Origin of the sequence: Streptomyces sp. CBMA291, from assembly GCF_014596525.1 — a bacterium.
Classification (GTDB): domain Bacteria; phylum Actinomycetota; class Actinomycetes; order Streptomycetales; family Streptomycetaceae; genus Streptomyces.
On record NZ_MSJP01000056.1, the window covers coordinates 1 to 16,500 of the forward strand.

Sequence of the window (16,500 nt, forward strand, 5' to 3'; positions counted from 1 at the left end):
GCCACCCCGGGCGTCGACCCGGGTGCGGGGAGCGGCCGGCCCGAGACCCCGCAGGTCCCGGCCCCGGCCGACGCGGCGGCGGGCGGAGCCGGAAGCGGCAGCACGGGAAGCGGCGGCGCGGGAACCGGCGGTACGGGGGCGGTTGGTACGGGGGCGGGCGGTGCCCCCGCAGCCGAGCCCGGCGCCGGGGCCGGGTGATCCGTCAGTCGCCCAGCACCCGCCGCAGATGGTCGTTGGCGAAGAGCCGGTCCGGGTCGAGCCGGTCGCGCAGTGCGGCGAACTCGGCGAAGCGCGGATAGGCGGCGGCGAGGTAGGCGGCGTCCCGGGTGTGCACCTTGCCCCAGTGGGGGCGGCCCGCGTACGCCGTCATGATCCGCTCCACCGCCGTGAAGTACGCGCGGTGGGGCGTCCCCCGGTAGAGGTGGACGGCGATGTAGACGGTGTCCCGCCCGGAGGCCGTGGACAGTGCGATGTCGTCCGCCGGGGCGGTCCGTACCTCCACGGGGAAGCCCACCTTGAGCGGCGAGCGCTCGATCATCGCCTTGAGCTCCCGCAGCGCGCCGACCGCCGTCTCCCGCGGCAGCGCGTACTCCATCTCCAGGAAGCGGACCCGGCGGGGCGAGGTGAAGACCTTGTACGGGATGTCGGTGTACGTACGGGCCGACAGGGCGCGGCTGGAGAGGCGGGCGATCGAGGGGACGGCCGGGGGCACGGCCTTGCCGAGCGAGCAGGCCACCTGGAAGAGGCCGTTGGACAGCAGCTCGTCCTCGATCCAGCCGCCGACCCTGCCGAGGGGAGCTGCGGGGCCCGCGCTGCGGTTGTTGCGCTTGGTGACGCAGTTGTCCGTGTGGGGGAACCAGTAGAACTCGAAGTGCTCGTTCTCCGCGTGCAGTGCGTCGAACTCCGAGACGACCCGCTCGAAGCCCATCGGCTCCTCGCGCGCGGTGAGCAGGAAGAGCGGCTCCACCGCGAAGGTGATCGCGGTGATCACCCCGAGGGCGCCGAGTCCGATCCTGGCGGCGGCGAAGACCTCGGGATGCTCCTTCTCCGAGCAGGTCAGCAGCTCGCCCGTGCCCGTCACCAGCTCCAGCTCGCGGATCTGCGCGGCGATCGAGGCCGAGTCGCGGCCCGTGCCGTGCGTCCCGGTGGAGACGGCCCCCGCGACGGTCTGCTCCATGATGTCGCCCATGTTGGCGAGCGAGAGCCCCTCCCGGGCCAGCGCCACGTTGAGCCGCTTGAGCGGAGTGCCCGCCTCGACCGTGACCGTCATCGCCGCCCGGTCGATCCGCCGGATGCCGGTCAGCAGCCCCGGCCGGATCAGGACGCCGTCGGTGGCCGCTATCGCGGTGAAGGAGTGGCCGGTGCCGACCGTCTTCACCCGCAGCCCGTCCCGGGCCGCCCGCCGTACCGCCTCGGCGAGTTCCCCGGCCGAGGCGGGGCTCACCTCCCGGGCGGGGCGGGAGACGACGTTTCCCGCCCAGTTGCGCCAGGGGCCGTCCGCCCGGTCGCGCCGAGGGCCGTCCGGCCTACGCCATGGTCCGGCCGTCGTCCTGGTGTTCCCCGGCCCCGCTGCTGTCGTCCCGCTCACGCGTCCCCTCCCGGTCCGGCACCGGCTTGCGCAGCCGATGGTGTCCGAGCAGACCCACCACGACCGCGAGCGCGCCCGAGACGACGGGCACCACGTACGCCGCCTCCGCGCCCGACGCGTCGACCACCCAGCCGGCGGCCGACGAGCCGAGCGCCACGCCGACCGCGAGCCCGGTACCCGTCCAGGTCATGCCCTCGGTCAGCTTGGTGCGCGGTACGTGCGCTTCGACGAGGGCCATCGTGGTCACCATCGTCGGTGCGATGGACAGGCCCGCGACAAAGAGCGCCACGGCAAGGAACGGCAGGCTCCCGGCCAGTAGGAGGGGGATCATACTCACGGCCATCGCGCAGACGCCCAGGAGCCAGCGCCGGGACGGCTCGCTCTTGAGGTGGAGCAGTCCGAAGACGGCTCCGGCCAGACAGGAACCCAGCGCGTAGACGGCGAGGACCAGACTCGCGGCGGCCTTCTGGCCCCGCTCCTCGGCGAAGGCCACGGTCACCACGTCGACCGAGCCGAAGATCGCACCGGTGGCGACGAAGGCGAGGGCCAGGACCTGGAGCCCGGGGGAGCGGAGCGCCGAACCGCCCTGGTCGCCCTCCTGCGCCGGGTGGGGGACGGGCTCGGTGGCGCGCTGCGAGGTGAGCCAGAAGACGCCGATGGTGAGGAACGCCCCGGCGAAGAGCGGACCGGCCTCGGGGAACCAGGTCGTCGAAAGCCCGATCGAAATGATCGGGCCGAAGATGAAGCACACCTCGTCGACGATCGACTCCCAGGAGTACGCGGTGTGCAGCCGCCGCCCGTCACCCCGGTAGATCTCCGCCCACCGGGCCCGGGTCATCGCGCCGATGCTGGGCACACAGCCGATCACGGCGGTGAACACGAAGAGCGTCCAGTCCGGGGTCCGCTGCTGTACGCAGAGGAGGAGCCCGGCGGCGGCCACGAGGGAGACCAGGGTCACCGGGCGCAGCACCCGCCGCTGTCCGTACCGGTCCACCAGGCGCGAGACCAGGGGACCCAGCACCGCGGCGGACATCGCGAGTGTCGCGGAGAGCGCGCCGGCCAGCCCGTACCGGCCGGTGACCTGGGAAATCATGGTCACGATGCCGATGCCCATCATGGACAGCGGCATCCGGCCGAGGAGTCCCGCGACGGAGAACGAGGCGGTGCCTGGCGCCGCGAAGATGGCGCGGTAGGGACTGGGCAAGGGGGTCTCCGGATCTCCGCGTGGGCGCGCGGCTTCCGCGCGGGCGCCCGGAGCGGGCACCCCCACGTGTAGTTGAAGGCTAAAGCCTACGGTGGTGAAGTCGATGGGTCACCCCTGTTTTTCGGCACATGCCGGACCCCGGGTCTTTTCGGACAGGCCGGACCCCGCGCCCGCCGGGCCGGGTGGCAGGATCGGTGCCATGTCCGATCAGCACGATCCCGCCCCGTACGACGCCCTGCTGCTGCTCTCCTTCGGCGGACCCGAGGGCCCGGACGACGTGGTCCCGTTCCTGGAGAACGTGACCCGCGGCCGGGGCATCCCCAAGGAACGGCTCAAGGAAGTGGGGCAGCACTACTTCCTCTTCGGTGGCGTCTCCCCGATCAACGAACAGAACCGCGCGCTCCTCGAAGCGCTGCGGACGGACTTCGCCGCCGAGGGCCTCCCGCTCCCCGTCTACTGGGGAAACCGGAACTGGGCGCCGTATCTCACCGACACCCTCCGCGAGATGGTGGGCGACGGCCGACGCCGGATCGCCGTCCTCGCCACCAGCGCGTACGCCTCCTACTCCGGCTGTCGCCAGTACCGCGAGAACCTCGCGGACGCCCTCGCCACCCTGGAGGCGGAAGGCATCCCGCTGCCCCGGGTCGACAAGCTCCGGCACTACTTCAACCACCCCGGCTTCGTCGAGCCCATGGTCGAGGGCGTCCTCGCCTCGCTCGCCGAACTCGACCCGGCCGTCCGGGACGGGGCCCACCTCGCCTTCACCACCCACTCCATCCCCGACTCCGCCGCCGACTCCTCGGGCCCGGTGGCCGAGCACGGCGAGGGCGGCGCCTACGTCCGCCAGCACCTCGACGTCGCCCGGGTGATCGCCGACGCGGTCGCCGAGGCCACCGGCGTCGACCGCCCCTGGAAGCTCGTCTACCAGTCCCGCAGCGGCGCCCCCCACATCCCCTGGCTGGAACCGGACATCTGCGAGCACCTGGAGGAGCTGCACGGCGCCGGGGCCCCCGCCGCCGTCATGGTCCCGATCGGCTTCGTCTCCGACCACATGGAAGTCCGCTACGACCTCGACACCGAGGCCACGGCCAAGGCGGCCGAACTCGGACTTCCCGTCCGGCGCTCCGCGACCGTCGGCGCCGATCCGCGCTTCGCCGCCGCCGTCCGGGAACTCCTCCTGGAGCGGGCCGCGACCGAGCGCGGCACCACGCCGGAGCGGTGCGCCCTCGGGGCCCTCGGCCCCTCCCACGACCTGTGCCCCATCGGCTGCTGCCCGGCACGGGCGGAGCGGCCCGCGGCCGCCGGTGCCGACAGCCCCTACGCGTAAGGAGTCCCCGTGACCGACGTGACCGAGGCGAACGGACCGCAGGATCCCCTGCTCGCCGAGCTGCTCGGCCTCGCCCTTGAGGCCGCGCGACGGGCCGGAGCCCTGCTGCGCGACGGCAGGCCCGAGGACCTCGCCGTGGCGAAGACCAAGACCAGCGCCATCGACGTGGTGACCGAGATGGACATCGCCGCCGAGAAGCTGATCACCGGCTATCTGGCCGAGCACCGGCCCCAGGACGGCTTCCTCGGCGAGGAGGGCGCCGCGAGCCCCGGCAGCAGCGGCGTCCGCTGGGTCATCGACCCGCTCGACGGCACCGTGAACTACCTTTACGGCCTGCCCACCTGGGCGGTCTCCATCGCAGCCGAACGCGAAGGCGAGACCGTGGTGGGCGTCGTGGCGGCCCCGATGCGCGGCGAGACCTACCGGGCGACCCTCGGCGGCGGCGCGTACGAGGGGGAGCGGCGGCTCGCCGTCCGCCCCTCGCCCGCCCTCGACCAGACGCTGCTCGGCACCGGCTTCGGATACGTCCAGGCCCGCCGGGTCCGGCAGGCGGACGTCGTCCAGCGGATGATCCCGCGCGTCCGTGACATCCGGCGCGGCGGATCGGCCGCCATCGATCTCTGTGATGTGGCGGCCGGACGGCTTGACGCCTACTACGAGCGCGGGCTGAACCCCTGGGACCTCGCGGCGGGGGAGCTGATCGCCCGCGAGGCGGGCGCCCTCACCGGGGGGCGGCCGGGAGAGCCCGCGTCCGGAGAGCTGACCCTGGCCGCCTCCCCCGGCCTCTTCACGCCCCTCCAGGACCTCCTGGAGGGGCTGGGGGCCTGGCACGACTGAGAAGCGGGTGCGGTCGGAACGTGCGAGGGCCCCGATGCCGGGAACGGCGTCGGGGCCCTCGCACGGGTGACGTCATGCCAGGTCAGTGGCCCGGAGCGGAGACCTCCACGCCGTGCTCGGCGGCCAGCCGGTGCAGGTCCTCCAGCTCGGCCTGCTCGACCTCGGCCAGGTAGTCGTCGCCCGTCTCACGAGCCCGCGTGAGGTCGGTCTGTGTGGCCTTGATGCGGTGCAGCAGGCCTGCGGTGAAAGCGTCCATCGTGCGCCCCCTCGTCATGGGTACGGCGGCACAGCGCTGTGCCGGGGGTGGGTGGATCACACGCTGCGACCTCTGGGGGACAGAGAGCGGTAGGTGGCGCGCCACATACAGGGCGTGATCACGGGGTGTGCAGTCGTCCTCCCCAAGCCCTTCCTTCCAGAAACCTCAACTGGCCCGGAAATCCGATGAATTCTTGGGAACCGGCCACACTTTCTCCCGCCCCTCCCGCCTCGCCGTACCGCTGCCCACGCCTGCCGCACCACCGCCTTACAGCCGGTTTACGCGCGTACGGGGCAGGATGGACACGCACAGTCAGTGCTCAGGTTTCAGCCGGTCCCGTCCCGGACCGAGGCTCGATGGGAAGGAAACGACGTGCGCGTACTCGTCGTCGAGGACGAGCAACTGCTCGCCGATGCGGTGGCCACCGGACTGCGCCGGGAGGCCATGGCCGTCGACGTCGTGTACGACGGCGCCGCGGCCCTGGAGCGGGTCGGGGTGAACGACTACGACGTCGTGGTCCTCGACCGCGACCTGCCCCTGGTCCACGGCGACGACGTCTGCCGCAGGATCGTGGAGCTGGGCATGCCCACCCGGGTCCTGATGCTCACCGCCTCCGGCGACGTCAGCGACCGCGTCGAGGGCCTGGAACTCGGCGCCGACGACTACCTCCCCAAGCCCTTCGCCTTCACCGAGCTGACCGCGCGCGTACGGGCCCTCGGGCGGCGCACCAGTGTGCCCCTGCCGCCCGTCCTCGAACGCGCCGGCATCAAGCTCGACCCGAACCGCCGCGAGGTCTTCAGGGAGGGCCGTGAGGTCCAGCTCGCGCCGAAGGAGTTCGCCGTCCTGGAGGTCCTCATGCGCAGCGAGGGCGCCGTCGTCTCGGCCGAGCAGCTCCTGGAGAAGGCCTGGGACGAGAACACCGACCCCTTCACCAATGTCGTCCGCGTCACCGTCATGACCCTGCGCCGCAAGCTCGGCGAGCCGCCGGTGATCGTCACGGTGCCCGGCTCCGGGTACCGGATCTGACCCGATGGCCACCACCCCCGCGCCGCACTTCCAGGCGCCTCCGAAACCGACGTGGGACCCCCGGGACCCGGTCCGGCCACTGCTCCGCCCGACCATCCGGATACGGCTCACGCTGCTGTACGGCGGGATGTTCCTCATCGCGGGCATCCTGCTGCTCTCGATCATCTACCTGTTCACCGCGCAGGCCCTCACCGACAGCGTCTCCGAGCTGCCCTTCAAGGTCGTCGAGGGCAGGGTCCAGCCCACCACCTCCTGGTGCGAGCTGCCCGTCCAGGGCACCGGCGAGCAGCTGAACGACGCCGTGTCGGTCTGTCTGCGCCACCAGAGCGATCTGGCCCTGGAAGACCTCCTGCGCCGTTCCCTCTTCGCCCTCCTCGGCCTGAGCATCATCGCCTTCGCCTTCGGTTACGCGATGGCGGGCCGGGTGCTCTCCCCGCTGGGCCGGATCACCCGGACCGCCCGCCAGGTGGCCGGTTCGGACCTGTCCCGGCGGATCGAGCTGGACGGACCCGACGACGAGCTGAAGGAGCTGGCCGACACCTTCGACGAGATGCTGGACCGTCTGGAGCGGGCCTTCACCGCCCAGCAGCGGTTCGTCGCGAACGCCTCGCACGAGCTGCGCACCCCGCTCGCGATCAACCGCACCCTCCTTGAGGTGCACCTTTCGGACCCCGGGGCGCCGACGGAACTCCAGCAGCTCGGCAAGACCCTGCTCGCCACCAACGAGCGCAGCGAGCAGCTCGTGGAGGGCCTGCTGCTCCTGGCCCGCAGCGACAACCAGATCGTCGAGCGCAAACCCGTCGACCTCGCCGAGGTCGCCGAGCGCGCGGTCGACCAGGTCCACGCGGAGGCCGAGACCAGGGGCGTCGAGATCCGGGGCGTACGCGCTCCGGCCGTCGCCCAGGGCAACGGCGTCCTGCTCGAACGGATCGCGCTCAACCTGCTCCAGAACGCCGTGCGGTACAACATCGCGCGGGACGGGTGGGTGGAGGTCGTCACCGAGACCCAGCCAGGCCAGGCGATCCTGGTGGTGACGAACACGGGGCCCGTGGTCCCCGCGTACGAGATCGACAACCTCTTCGAGCCGTTCAGACGCCTGAGGCAGGAGCGGACCGGGAGCGACAAGGGCGTCGGTCTCGGCCTGTCGATCGCCCGGTCCGTGGCCCGCGCCCACGGCGGCCGTATCATCGCGGAGCCCCGCGAGGGCGGCGGCCTCGTGATGCGTGTCACGCTGCCGATCTGACACACTGCACGAGCCGACCGGTTCCGTTCGCTTTGGGCGGAATTCCGGGGCCCCACCCCTGAGACGCTCATGTGTGATCGATCACAAGGGAAGGTGGCTGGTTCCCCACTCTCCGTGACCGGGAAATCCTTCGGAAAACACGGAAAAGTCCGGGTTTCCCGGGCCCGGAATGACGGGAAGTACACGGGGTGGCGCCTGTCCGGCGCACCCCCAGGACCGTGTACGGTCCGGTTCGCCACCCGAAGCCGATCCCTCGCGAGAGGGCCGGACGGGTGTCGATTGAGTAACAGACCTTGATGTGAGGCAAAATCTCCGCCTCAGGTCGGGCACAAGTCCGACCTCTCACGCGTTACGTGCGCTGAGACAACCCGCAACCACCCAGAGGGGGAGAGCGACATGGCAACGGATTACGACACCCCACGCAAGACCGACGACGACGTCGACTCGGACAGCCTTGAAGAACTGAAGGCCCGCCGGAACGACAAGTCCACCTCGACCGTCGACGTCGACGAGTTCGAGGCCGCCGAAGGCCTGGAGCTGCCCGGCGCCGACCTCTCCAACGAGGAGCTGGCCGTCCGGGTCCTGCCCAAGCAGGCCGACGAGTTCACCTGCATGAGCTGCTTCCTCGTGCACCACCGCAGCCAGCTGGCCAGGGAGAAGAACGGCCAGCCGATCTGCCGCGACTGCGACTGAGGTCGCCCGGCCGTGGCAGGCGACACACCGTCCCGGAAACGGCGTCTGAGGCTCCCCGGGAGCCCGAAGGCGTACAAGGGCGGCACAGGCCCGGCAGAGGGTGCCCACGAGGCTCCCGAGGCCGAGCAGACCGCCGCCCCGTCCTCCCTCGGCGTTCATGACGACGAGCGAGGCCATCCGGCCTCGCTCGCGGCGGTCGCCGGGCCGGACCCGGTCCGCCCTCCGGCGGAGCGGGAGACGGGACACGGCGACGCGCTCGACGGACCCCGGCGCGACGGGCGTTTCGGCGCCGTCAGGCGCCTCGCCAACCCCGCGCGCGCCCAGCTCGACAGGATCAGGATCGACTCCGACCGGATCGAGACGGTCCGGCGAGGCGTCGCGCAGGGCGTGCGACGCGGCGGAGACAGCGCCAGAGCCGGCATCGGTCATCTGGCCGACCGGCTGATCGATCTCGCCCCGCGCGTTCCCGTCCGCGATCTCGCGACCCTGCGCCGGCAGTTTCCCGGGCTCGGCCCGGAGGAACTCGCCGACAAGCTCGTCAGCGGAGCGGCCAACGCCAGCTCGACCGTCGGCGCGAGCATCGGCGCCGCCGCCATGCTCCCCGTCCCCCCGGCCATGCCGGCGGAACTCGCGGCCGAGATCACCGGCGTCGCCGCCATCGAGATCAAACTCATCGCCGAACTGCACGAGGTCTACGGGCTGCGCCCGCCGGGCCGGCTCACCCAGCGTTCGGCCGCCTATCTGTCCTCCTGGGCCGAGGAGCGGGGCATCGACCCCACCAGGCCCACCACCGTCAACGCGGCACTCGGCGGACAGCTCAAGCGCGAACTGCGCCAGCAGATCACCAAGCGCCTGATGCGCAACCTGCCGAACCTCATGCCCTTCATGGTGGGCGCGGCCGTCGGCGCGGTCATGAACCGCCGCGACACCCGAAAACTCGCCGGGCACATCCGCGAGGACCTGCGCAAGCGCCGGGTCCCCTGGGAATCCCTCCGCGAGCTGCCCCCGCTGGACCAGCCCGAGAACCCCCGGGAACCGGGCTTCTAGCACCCTCAGGCGGGACCGGGCGCCCTTCTGGTCCCCGTCCCGCCCCGCGGCCCCTCAGCCCGCCGTACGGGCTTGTGCGCGCTCGGCCTCAAGGGCCGCGACCAGCGCCTCAGGCTCCCGGCTGGACAGATACACGTACGGGGTCGGGTCCGCCGGGTCCGTCACCTCGACCCGCACCGCGCGCGGCACATAGCTGCGCATCACCATGAAGGCCCGCGGATCGGCCTTGTGCGTACGCCAGGCGCGCGCCTCCTCGGCGTCGAGCACCTCGGCCGCGCCCAGGGCGGACACCGGGATGCGCGCCTCGCCCGCCACCAGCGAACCGGCCACCACGCGCACGCGCGCGGAACCGTACGAGGAGACCGCGACACCGGCGACCACCGCCGCCACGATCAGACCGCCCAGCATCGGGACCGTACCCAGCGGGAACATGATCAGACCGCCGGAGAGGCCGAGCAGACCGGCGATGCCCCACCACGAGCGGGGCGCCGTCAGCCGCTCGTCGAAGCGCGGAGCGGCGGACTGCGCCGACGAGGAGGCGGAGGAGGCCGGGGGCGGTGCGGAAGGCTGCATGCGTCCAAGCTTGGCACGGCGCGACCCGCGCCCATCCGCGCGGGTAAGGTCTGCGCCTGTGACTGCAACATCTGCCGCCCTCACCCCACCGGCCGACGCCACGGCGCCGGTACGCCACCCCGACGCCCCGGCCCCCGGGGAGCCGCTCGGTTCTCACTACGAGCACTGTTTCGGGTGCGGCGGCGGCCAGCCCCACGGCCTCCACCTGGAGGCGCGCGCGGGCGAGGGCGTGACCGTCACCGCCGAGTTCACCGTGACCCCCGACCACCAGGGCGCCCCCGGTCTCGCGCACGGCGGCGTGCTCGCCACCGCGCTCGACGAGACCCTCGGCTCCCTCAACTGGCTGCTGCGGGTCATCGCCGTGACCGGTCGCCTGGAGACCGACTTCCTGCTCCCCGTCCCGGTGGGCACCGCGCTGCACCTCAAGGCCGAGGTCACCGCCGTGGACGGCCGCAAGATCTACTCGACCGCCGTCGGCCGCCTCGGCGGGCCCGAGGGCCCCGTCGCCGTCCGCGCCGACGCCCTCTTCGTCGAGGTCAAGGTCGCCCACTTCATCGACAACGGCCGCCCGGAGGAGATCCAGGCCGCCATGTCCGACCCCGACCAGCTCCGGCGCGCCCGCGCCTTCGAGGTGAACCCGTGATGCGCGCCCCCGTCGACGTACTGATCCGGCGCGTGGACCCGGACGTCCCGATCCCGGCCTACGAGCACCCCGGCGACGCCGGGGCCGACCTGGTGACCACCGAGGCCGCCGAGCTGGCCCCCGGCGAGCGCGCGGTGCTGCCCACCGGCATCTCCCTCGCGCTCCCCGACGGCTACGCGGCCTTCGTGCACCCGCGCTCCGGGCTCGCGGCCCGCTGTGGAGTGGCGCTCGTGAATGCCCCGGGGACGGTGGATGCCGGGTACCGTGGAGAGATCAAGGTGATCGTGGTCAATCTCGACCCGCGCGAGACCGTGCGGTTCGAGAGGTTCGACAGGATTGCCCAGCTTGTCGTCCAGCAGGTCGAGAAGGTGCGCTTCCACGAGGTGGCGGAGCTTCCCGGTTCGGCGCGGGCCGAGGGGGGCTTCGGTTCCACCGGCGGTCATGCCGCCGTGGACGGCACAACGGGTGGGAATCGATACGCTTCGGCCGTATCCGACCGGGAAGGACAGTGACGTGTTCGGACGTCGCAAGAAGAGCGGTGCCGCAGAGGACGCGGCGGGCGAGGCCGAGCAGGTCGTCGACGCGGTGGACGGCGAGGACGCGGACGCCGCGACCCCGCGCCGGGTGAACCTTCCGCCGGCGCCCCGGCCCGACGGACCCTGGGACATCTCCGAGGTCACCACGCCCGATGAGGGCCGAGTGGACCTCGGCGGAGTCTTCGTGCCCGGAGTCGAGGGCATGGAACTGCGCGTGGAGGTGGCGGGCGACGCGATCGTCGCGGCCACCGTCGTCCTGCGCGACAGCGCCGTACAGCTCCAGGCTTTCGCCGCCCCGAAGAACGAGGGCATCTGGGGCGAGGTCCGCGACGAGATCGCCGCCGGCATCGTCCAGCAGGGCGGTGTCATCGACGAGGTCGAGGGCCCGCTCGGCTGGGAGCTGCGGGCCCAGGTCCCGGTGCAGCTGCCGGACGGCAACCGCGGGGTGCAGCTGGTCCGCTTCGTGGGCGTCGACGGACCCCGCTGGTTCCTGCGCGGAGTGATCTCCGGACAGGGCGCGGTCCAGCCCGAGGCGGCCGGTCTGCTGGAGCAGATCGTCCGGGACACCGTGGTCGTCCGCGGCGAGGGCCCGATGGCCCCGCGCGACCCGATCGTCCTCAAGCTGCCGAACGACGCGCAGATGGTCCCGGACGGCGTGCAGCAGGAGGAGCAGGAAGGCTCCCGCTTCGCCGGCGGCATGGGCCAGCTCCAGCGCGGACCGGAGATCTCCGAGATCCGCTGAACCACCCGGGCTCCCGGCGGCACCAGGCAGCACGGGGCCGCCGCGTGGGCGAACGTCCCGATGGGCCGCTTCCCGTACCTCTCGTACGGGAAGCGGCCCATCGGCTTTTCCTACCTACCGCGTACGGGGCGGGCCCCTCGGGGTTTTCCACAGGTTCCGCCCGTCCGCTCTGGCCCTCGGGCCGGGCGGCGGACCATACTGGCGGCCACAGGTCCGAGGAGGGGGAGCACAGCGTGAGTGAGAGCAGCACGAGGTCCGCGACGGCCGTCGCGGAGGACCCGGCGGGCCCGCCGATGGTCCGGGTGGAGAACCTGCGGCGTTCGTACGGCACGGGGGAAGCCGCCGTCCACGCGCTGAAGGGGGTCTCCTTCGAGGTCGCCCGCGGCGAACTCGTCGCCCTCAAGGGCCGCTCGGGATCCGGCAAGACGACGCTGCTCAACCTGGTCGGCGGCCTGGACAGCGCCGACGGCGGCTCCATCGTCATCGACGGCATCGACCTCTCCACGCTCGGCGAGAGCGGACTCCTGGAGCTGCGCCGCGACCGGATCGGCTTCATCTTCCAGTCCTTCGGCCTGCTCCCCATCCTCTCCGCCGCCGAGAACGTGGGCGTGCCCCTGCGGCTGCGGAAGGCAGACCCCAAGGAGCGCGAGGAGCGGGTGGCCCTCCTGCTCGGCCTCGTGGGCCTCGCCGACCACGTCTCCCAGCGCCCCGGCGAGCTGTCCGGCGGCCAGCAGCAGCGGGTCGCCATCGCCCGCGCCCTGGCCAACAAGCCCGCGCTGCTCATCGCCGACGAGCCGACCGGACAGCTGGACCAGGAGACCGGCCTCGCCGTCATGGAGCTGCTGCGCGCGGTGGTGCGCAGCGAGGGCTGCACGGCCCTGGTCGCCACCCACGACCCCCAGCTCCTCGGCCTGGCGGACCGTGTCCTCGAACTGAGCGACGGCGAGATAACCGAGCACTGACCCGGTACGCGCCGACCCCCGTACGAACCGACCCTGTACGCGCGCCGACCCCGCGCGCGCCGACCCGTACCCGCGCCGACCCTGTACGAGCCGATCACGTGCGCGTCGACCCCGTGCGCGGGGCGGGTGCCGGGTGGTCGGCGAGCGGGTGCCGGGCGGGCCGTGGCGGCTCCGGTGCGGGGGAGCGGTCCCCGGACATCAGAATCACGTCAAGACCGCTCAGGGCCCGACTTCCCGTACGGAATGTCCGATTGGCTGGACGTATGGTCATCGCATGGGACGCGGCAAGCTTCGGATCTACCTCGGCGCTGCGCCGGGCGTCGGCAAGACCTACGCGATGCTCTCCGAGGGGCACCGGCGGGTGGAGCGCGGCACGGACTGCGTGGTCGCGTTCGTCGAGCACCACGGCCGACCGCGTACGGAAGTCATGCTGCACGGTCTGGAGCAGGTGCCGCGCCGCGCCCTGGAGTACCGGGGTGCCACCTTCACCGAGATGGACGTCGACGAGGTCCTGGCCCGCCGCCCGGCCGTCGCCCTCGTCGACGAACTGGCCCACACCAATGTGCCGGGCTCCCGCAACCCCAAGCGCTGGCAGGACGTCGCCGAACTGCTCGCCGCCGGGATCGACGTCGTGTCGACCGTCAACATCCAGCATCTGGAGTCGCTCGGCGACGTGGTCGAGGCGATCACCGGCGTACGGCAGCGGGAGACCGTCCCCGACGAGGTGGTCCGCAGGGCCGACCAGATCGAGCTGGTCGACATGTCCCCGGAGGCGCTGCGGCGCCGGATGGCCCACGGCAACGTCTACACCTCGGACAAGGTCGACGCGGCCCTCTCCAACTACTTCCGCCCCGGCAACCTCACCGCCCTGCGCGAGCTGGCCCTGCTGTGGACCGCCGACCGGGTCGACGAGTACCTCCAGCAGTACCGGGGCGAGCACAACATCCGCTCGACCTGGCAGGCCAGGGAGCGGATCGTCGTCGGTCTGACCGGCGGGCCCGAGGGCCGCACGCTCATACGGCGCGCCACCCGGCTCGCCGAGAAGGGCGCGGGAGGCGAGGTCCTCGCCGTCTACATCGCCCGCAGCGACGGGCTCACCGGTGCCTCGCCCAAGGAACTGGCCGTCCAGCGCACCCTCGTCGAAGACCTGGGAGGAACGTTCCACCACGTCATCGGCGACGACGTGCCCGCCGCGCTCCTGGAGTTCGCCCGGGGCGTCAACGCCACCCAGATCGTCCTCGGCTCCAGCCGCCGGCGCTCCTGGCAGTACATCCTCGGCCCCGGCGTCGGCCAGACCGTGGCCCGCGACTCGGGGCCCGACCTCGACGTCCACATCGTCACCCACGGCGAGGTCGCCAAGGGCCGGGGCCTGCCCGTCACCCGGGGCGCCCGCCTCGGCCGCTCCCGGATCATCGCCGGGTGGCTGGTCGGCGTCGTCGGCCCGGTCGCCCTCGCCCTGCTCCTCACCCATGTCGACGCCCATCTCGGCCTCGCCAACGACATGCTGCTCTTCCTCGCCCTCACGGTCGCCTCCGCCCTCCTCGGCGGCTTCCTCCCCGCGCTGGGCTCGGCCGCCGTCGGTTCGCTCCTCCTCAACTGGTTCTTCACCCCGCCCGTCCACCGGCTCACCATCGCCGACCCGGCGAACATCGTGGCCATCGCCGTCTTCGTGGGCGTCGCGATGTCCGTGGCCTCCGTGGTGGACCTGGCCGCCCGCCGCACCCATCAGGCGGCCCGGCTGCGCGCCGAGTCCGAGGTGCTGTCCTACCTCGCGGGCAGTGTGCTGCGCGGCGAGACCAGCCTCGACGCCCTGCTCGAACGGGTCCGCGAGACCTTCTCCATGGAGTCCGTCGCCCTTCTGGAGCGGGCGGACGAGGTCGAGCCGTGGACCCGCGCCGCGAGCGTGGGCCCGCACCCGGCGGCCCGGCCCGAGGAGGCCGATGTGGACATGCCGGTCGGCGACCGGCTCGCGCTCGCCCTCTCCGGCCGGGTGCTGCCCGCCGAGGACCGACGGGTCCTCGGCGCCTTCGCCGCGCAGGCGGCCGTCGTCCTCGACCGGCAGCGGCTCGTCGACGAGGCGGAGGAGGCCCGCAAGCTCGCCGAGGGCAACAAGATCCGCACCTCCCTGCTCGCCGCCGTCAGCCACGATCTGCGGACCCCGCTCGCCGGGATCAAGGCCTCCGTCTCCTCCCTGCGCTCCGACGACGTCGAGTGGTCCGAGCAGGACCAGGCCGAACTGCTCGAAGGCATCGAGGCGGGCGCCGACCGCCTCGACCACCTGGTCGGCAACCTCCTCGACATGTCCCGCCTCCAGACCGGCACCGTCACCCCCCTCGTCCGCACGGTCGACCTCGACGAGGTGGTCCCGATGGCCCTCGGGGGAGTGCCGGACGGCAGCGCCGAACTCGACATACCCGAGACGCTCCCGATGGTCGAGGTCGACAAGGGGCTGCTTGAGCGGGCCGTCGCCAACATCGTGGAGAACGCCGTCAAGTACAGCCCCGAGGGCGTGCCCGTCGCCGTCGCCGCCAGCTCGCTCGGCGGCCGGGTCGAACTCCGGGTGGTCGACCGGGGACCCGGCGTGCCCGACGAGGCCAAGGACGGCATCTTCGAACCCTTCCAGCGCTTCGGCGACGCCCCGCGCGGCTCCGGCGTGGGCCTCGGCCTCGCCGTCGCCCGGGGCTTCGTCGAGGCCATGGGCGGCACGCTCGGCGCCGAGGACACCCCGGGCGGCGGACTGACGATGGTGCTCACCCTCCGGGCCGCGCCGGGCGGCTCCCCGGCCCCGACCCCCGGCCTCCCGGACCACGTGGTGACCTGACGGGGCCGCCGCGGGGCCCGGAAGTGCGGCCGGACCCGAGCCCTTCGCCGTACGCCCGCCCCTTCGCCGTACGCCCCCGCCCTCCCCGTGCGCCCACCCCCGCCGTACGCCCGCCGCAAGGTCCAGCGGGTCCCGGTCCGCCTCGCCCCTCCGACGTACAAGCGCCACATGGCCCCTGCCCTCCCCGTACGCCCCAGCCGCCCCACCGTCCCCGTCCGTCCCTCCCGTACCCTCATGCTCCCCGCCCGAACAGGCGGCCGAAGAAGGAAGGCACCACCATGACCCGGGTCCTCGTGGTCGACGACGAGCCGCAGATCGTCCGCGCCCTGGTGATCAACCTCAAGGCACGGAAGTACGAGGTCGAGGCCGCGCCCGACGGTGCCACCGCCCTCCGGCTGGCCGCCGAGCGCCATCCCGACGTCGTCGTCCTCGACCTCGGACTGCCCGACATGGACGGCGTGGAGGTCATCAAGGGCCTGCGCGGCTGGACCCGGGTGCCGATCCTCGTCCTCTCCGCCCGGCACACCTCCGACGAGAAAGTCGAGGCGCTCGACGCAGGCGCCGACGACTACGTCACCAAGCCCTTCGGGATGGACGAGCTGCTGGCCCGGCTGCGCGCCGCCGTCCGCCGTGCCGAACCGGTCGGCGGCGCCGAGGACGGGGTCGTGGTCGTCGAGACCGCGGGCTTCACCGTCGACCTCGCCGCGAAGAAGGTCCACCGCGACGGGCGGGACGTCCGGCTCACCCCCACCGAGTGGCACCTGCTGGAAGTCCTGGTCCGCAACAGCGGCCGTCTGGTCAGCCAGAAGCAGCTGCTCCAGGAGGTCTGGGGACCCTCGTACGGCACCGAGACCAACTACCTCCGGGTGTACATGGCCCAGCTGCGGCGCAAGCTGGAGCGCGATCCCTCGCACCCCCGCCACTTCGTCACCGAACCGGGCATGGGCTACCGCTTCGAACGCTGAACCGGGGGCCGTACGGAGAGACGGCCGGGCCGACGGT

16 protein-coding genes and 1 pseudogene are annotated in these 16,500 nt (G+C 72.6%); 13 read left to right on the forward strand and 4 right to left on the reverse strand.

Features of this window, described 5'->3' with window-relative positions; translation table 11 throughout:
• Positions 1 to 198: pseudogene (locus tag BU197_RS30480) on the forward strand (RDD family protein); the annotation flags it as partial.
• Between the two features lie 4 nt (positions 199 to 202).
• Here the strand turns inward: BU197_RS30480 and BU197_RS15005 are convergent.
• The gene (locus BU197_RS15005) at positions 203 to 1,588 is read right to left on the reverse strand and encodes a D-arabinono-1,4-lactone oxidase (protein ID WP_188268784.1); all 1,386 of its coding nucleotides are present in this window, start codon (positions 1,586 to 1,588) and stop codon (positions 203 to 205) included.
• Positions 1,527 to 2,792 (reverse strand): MFS transporter, encoded by a 1,266-nt coding sequence (locus BU197_RS15010; RefSeq protein WP_188268785.1) that lies wholly within the window; start codon positions 2,790 to 2,792, stop codon positions 1,527 to 1,529. The genes BU197_RS15005 and BU197_RS15010 overlap by 62 nt, the downstream gene beginning before the upstream one ends.
• Positions 2,793 to 2,991: 199 nt before the next feature.
• Here BU197_RS15010 and BU197_RS15015 point away from each other — a divergent pair, with 199 nt between their 5' ends.
• Positions 2,992 to 4,119, forward strand: coding sequence for a ferrochelatase (locus tag BU197_RS15015; RefSeq protein ID WP_188268786.1), 1,128 nt, complete (start codon positions 2,992 to 2,994; stop codon positions 4,117 to 4,119).
• Positions 4,120 to 4,137: 18 nt separating this feature from the next.
• Positions 4,138 to 4,956 (forward strand): inositol monophosphatase family protein, encoded by an 819-nt coding sequence (locus tag BU197_RS15020; protein ID WP_411158490.1) that lies wholly within the window; start codon positions 4,138 to 4,140, stop codon positions 4,954 to 4,956.
• A gap of 82 nt (positions 4,957 to 5,038) precedes the next feature.
• Here the strand turns inward: BU197_RS15020 and BU197_RS15025 are convergent, their stop codons facing one another.
• Positions 5,039 to 5,212 carry a hypothetical protein gene (locus BU197_RS15025; protein WP_188268788.1) on the reverse strand — a complete coding sequence of 58 codons (174 nt, stop codon included), beginning with the start codon at positions 5,210 to 5,212 and terminating at the stop codon, positions 5,039 to 5,041.
• Positions 5,213 to 5,584: 372 nt separating this feature from the next.
• Here BU197_RS15025 and BU197_RS15030 point away from each other — a divergent pair, with 372 nt between their 5' ends.
• The 4 genes from BU197_RS15030 (at position 5,585) to BU197_RS15045 (ending at position 9,221) form a co-directional block, all read left to right on the forward strand.
• Positions 5,585 to 6,238, forward strand: a complete 654-nt coding sequence (locus tag BU197_RS15030; RefSeq protein ID WP_188268789.1) for a response regulator transcription factor — start codon at positions 5,585 to 5,587, stop codon at positions 6,236 to 6,238.
• Between the two features lie 4 nt (positions 6,239 to 6,242).
• Entirely contained in the window at positions 6,243 to 7,481 is a 1,239-nt protein-coding gene (locus BU197_RS15035) for a sensor histidine kinase (protein ID WP_188268790.1), read from the forward strand.
• 396 nt (positions 7,482 to 7,877) lie between these two features.
• Positions 7,878 to 8,174 (forward strand): DUF4193 domain-containing protein, encoded by a 297-nt coding sequence (locus tag BU197_RS15040; RefSeq protein ID WP_003955561.1) that lies wholly within the window; start codon positions 7,878 to 7,880, stop codon positions 8,172 to 8,174.
• 12 nt (positions 8,175 to 8,186) lie between these two features.
• Positions 8,187 to 9,221: a hypothetical protein gene (locus tag BU197_RS15045; protein WP_188268791.1), complete on the forward strand. Its 1,035-nt coding sequence runs from the start codon at positions 8,187 to 8,189 to the stop codon at positions 9,219 to 9,221.
• A 54-nt stretch (positions 9,222 to 9,275) separates the two neighbouring features.
• Here BU197_RS15045 and BU197_RS15050 read toward each other — a convergent pair whose 3' ends face one another.
• Positions 9,276 to 9,794, reverse strand: coding sequence for a DUF3093 domain-containing protein (locus tag BU197_RS15050; RefSeq protein ID WP_188268792.1), 519 nt, complete (start codon positions 9,792 to 9,794; stop codon positions 9,276 to 9,278).
• 58 nt (positions 9,795 to 9,852) lie between these two features.
• On the opposite strand from BU197_RS15050, the gene BU197_RS15055 reads away from it, so the two are divergent.
• The 6 genes from BU197_RS15055 to BU197_RS15080 all read left to right on the forward strand — a co-directional run bounded on the left by BU197_RS15055 (position 9,853) and on the right by BU197_RS15080 (position 16,463).
• Positions 9,853 to 10,437, forward strand: a complete 585-nt coding sequence (locus BU197_RS15055) for a PaaI family thioesterase (protein WP_188268793.1) — start codon at positions 9,853 to 9,855, stop codon at positions 10,435 to 10,437.
• Positions 10,437 to 10,949, forward strand: coding sequence for a dUTP diphosphatase (dut, locus tag BU197_RS15060; protein ID WP_188268794.1), 513 nt, complete (start codon positions 10,437 to 10,439; stop codon positions 10,947 to 10,949). The genes BU197_RS15055 and dut overlap by 1 nt, the downstream gene beginning before the upstream one ends.
• 1 nt (position 10,950) lies before the next feature.
• Entirely contained in the window at positions 10,951 to 11,715 is a 765-nt protein-coding gene (locus BU197_RS15065) for a DUF3710 domain-containing protein (RefSeq protein ID WP_188268795.1), read from the forward strand.
• Between the two features lie 293 nt (positions 11,716 to 12,008).
• Positions 12,009 to 12,677 (forward strand): ABC transporter ATP-binding protein, encoded by a 669-nt coding sequence (locus tag BU197_RS15070; protein WP_223182650.1) that lies wholly within the window; start codon positions 12,009 to 12,011, stop codon positions 12,675 to 12,677.
• Positions 12,678 to 12,951: 274 nt separating this feature from the next.
• On the forward strand, positions 12,952 to 15,498 hold the full coding sequence (locus BU197_RS15075) for a sensor histidine kinase (RefSeq protein WP_188268797.1): 2,547 nt from the start codon (positions 12,952 to 12,954) through the stop codon (positions 15,496 to 15,498).
• A gap of 278 nt (positions 15,499 to 15,776) precedes the next feature.
• Complete coding sequence (locus BU197_RS15080; RefSeq protein ID WP_188268798.1) at positions 15,777 to 16,463, forward strand: response regulator; 687 nt, start codon at positions 15,777 to 15,779, stop codon at positions 16,461 to 16,463.
• Positions 16,464 to 16,500: the final 37 nt, after the last annotated feature.

Bases quoted from the DNA above. Each gene is read 5' to 3' on its own strand.
- BU197_RS15080 (WP_188268798.1), top strand. From the start codon at position 15,777: ATGACCCGGGTCCTCGTGGTCGACGACGAGCCGCAGATCGTCCGCGCC.
- BU197_RS15050 (WP_188268792.1), bottom strand. From the start codon at position 9,794: ATGCAGCCTTCCGCACCGCCCCCGGCCTCCTCCGCCTCCTCGTCGGCG.
- BU197_RS15035 (WP_188268790.1), top strand. From the start codon at position 6,243: ATGGCCACCACCCCCGCGCCGCACTTCCAGGCGCCTCCGAAACCGACG.
- BU197_RS15015 (WP_188268786.1), top strand. From the start codon at position 2,992: ATGTCCGATCAGCACGATCCCGCCCCGTACGACGCCCTGCTGCTGCTC.
- BU197_RS15040 (WP_003955561.1), top strand. From the start codon at position 7,878: ATGGCAACGGATTACGACACCCCACGCAAGACCGACGACGACGTCGAC.
- BU197_RS15070 (WP_223182650.1), top strand. From the start codon at position 12,009: ATGGTCCGGGTGGAGAACCTGCGGCGTTCGTACGGCACGGGGGAAGCC.
- dut (WP_188268794.1), top strand. From the start codon at position 10,437: ATGCGCGCCCCCGTCGACGTACTGATCCGGCGCGTGGACCCGGACGTC.
- BU197_RS15025 (WP_188268788.1), bottom strand. From the start codon at position 5,212: ATGGACGCTTTCACCGCAGGCCTGCTGCACCGCATCAAGGCCACACAG.
- BU197_RS15075 (WP_188268797.1), top strand. From the start codon at position 12,952: ATGGGACGCGGCAAGCTTCGGATCTACCTCGGCGCTGCGCCGGGCGTC.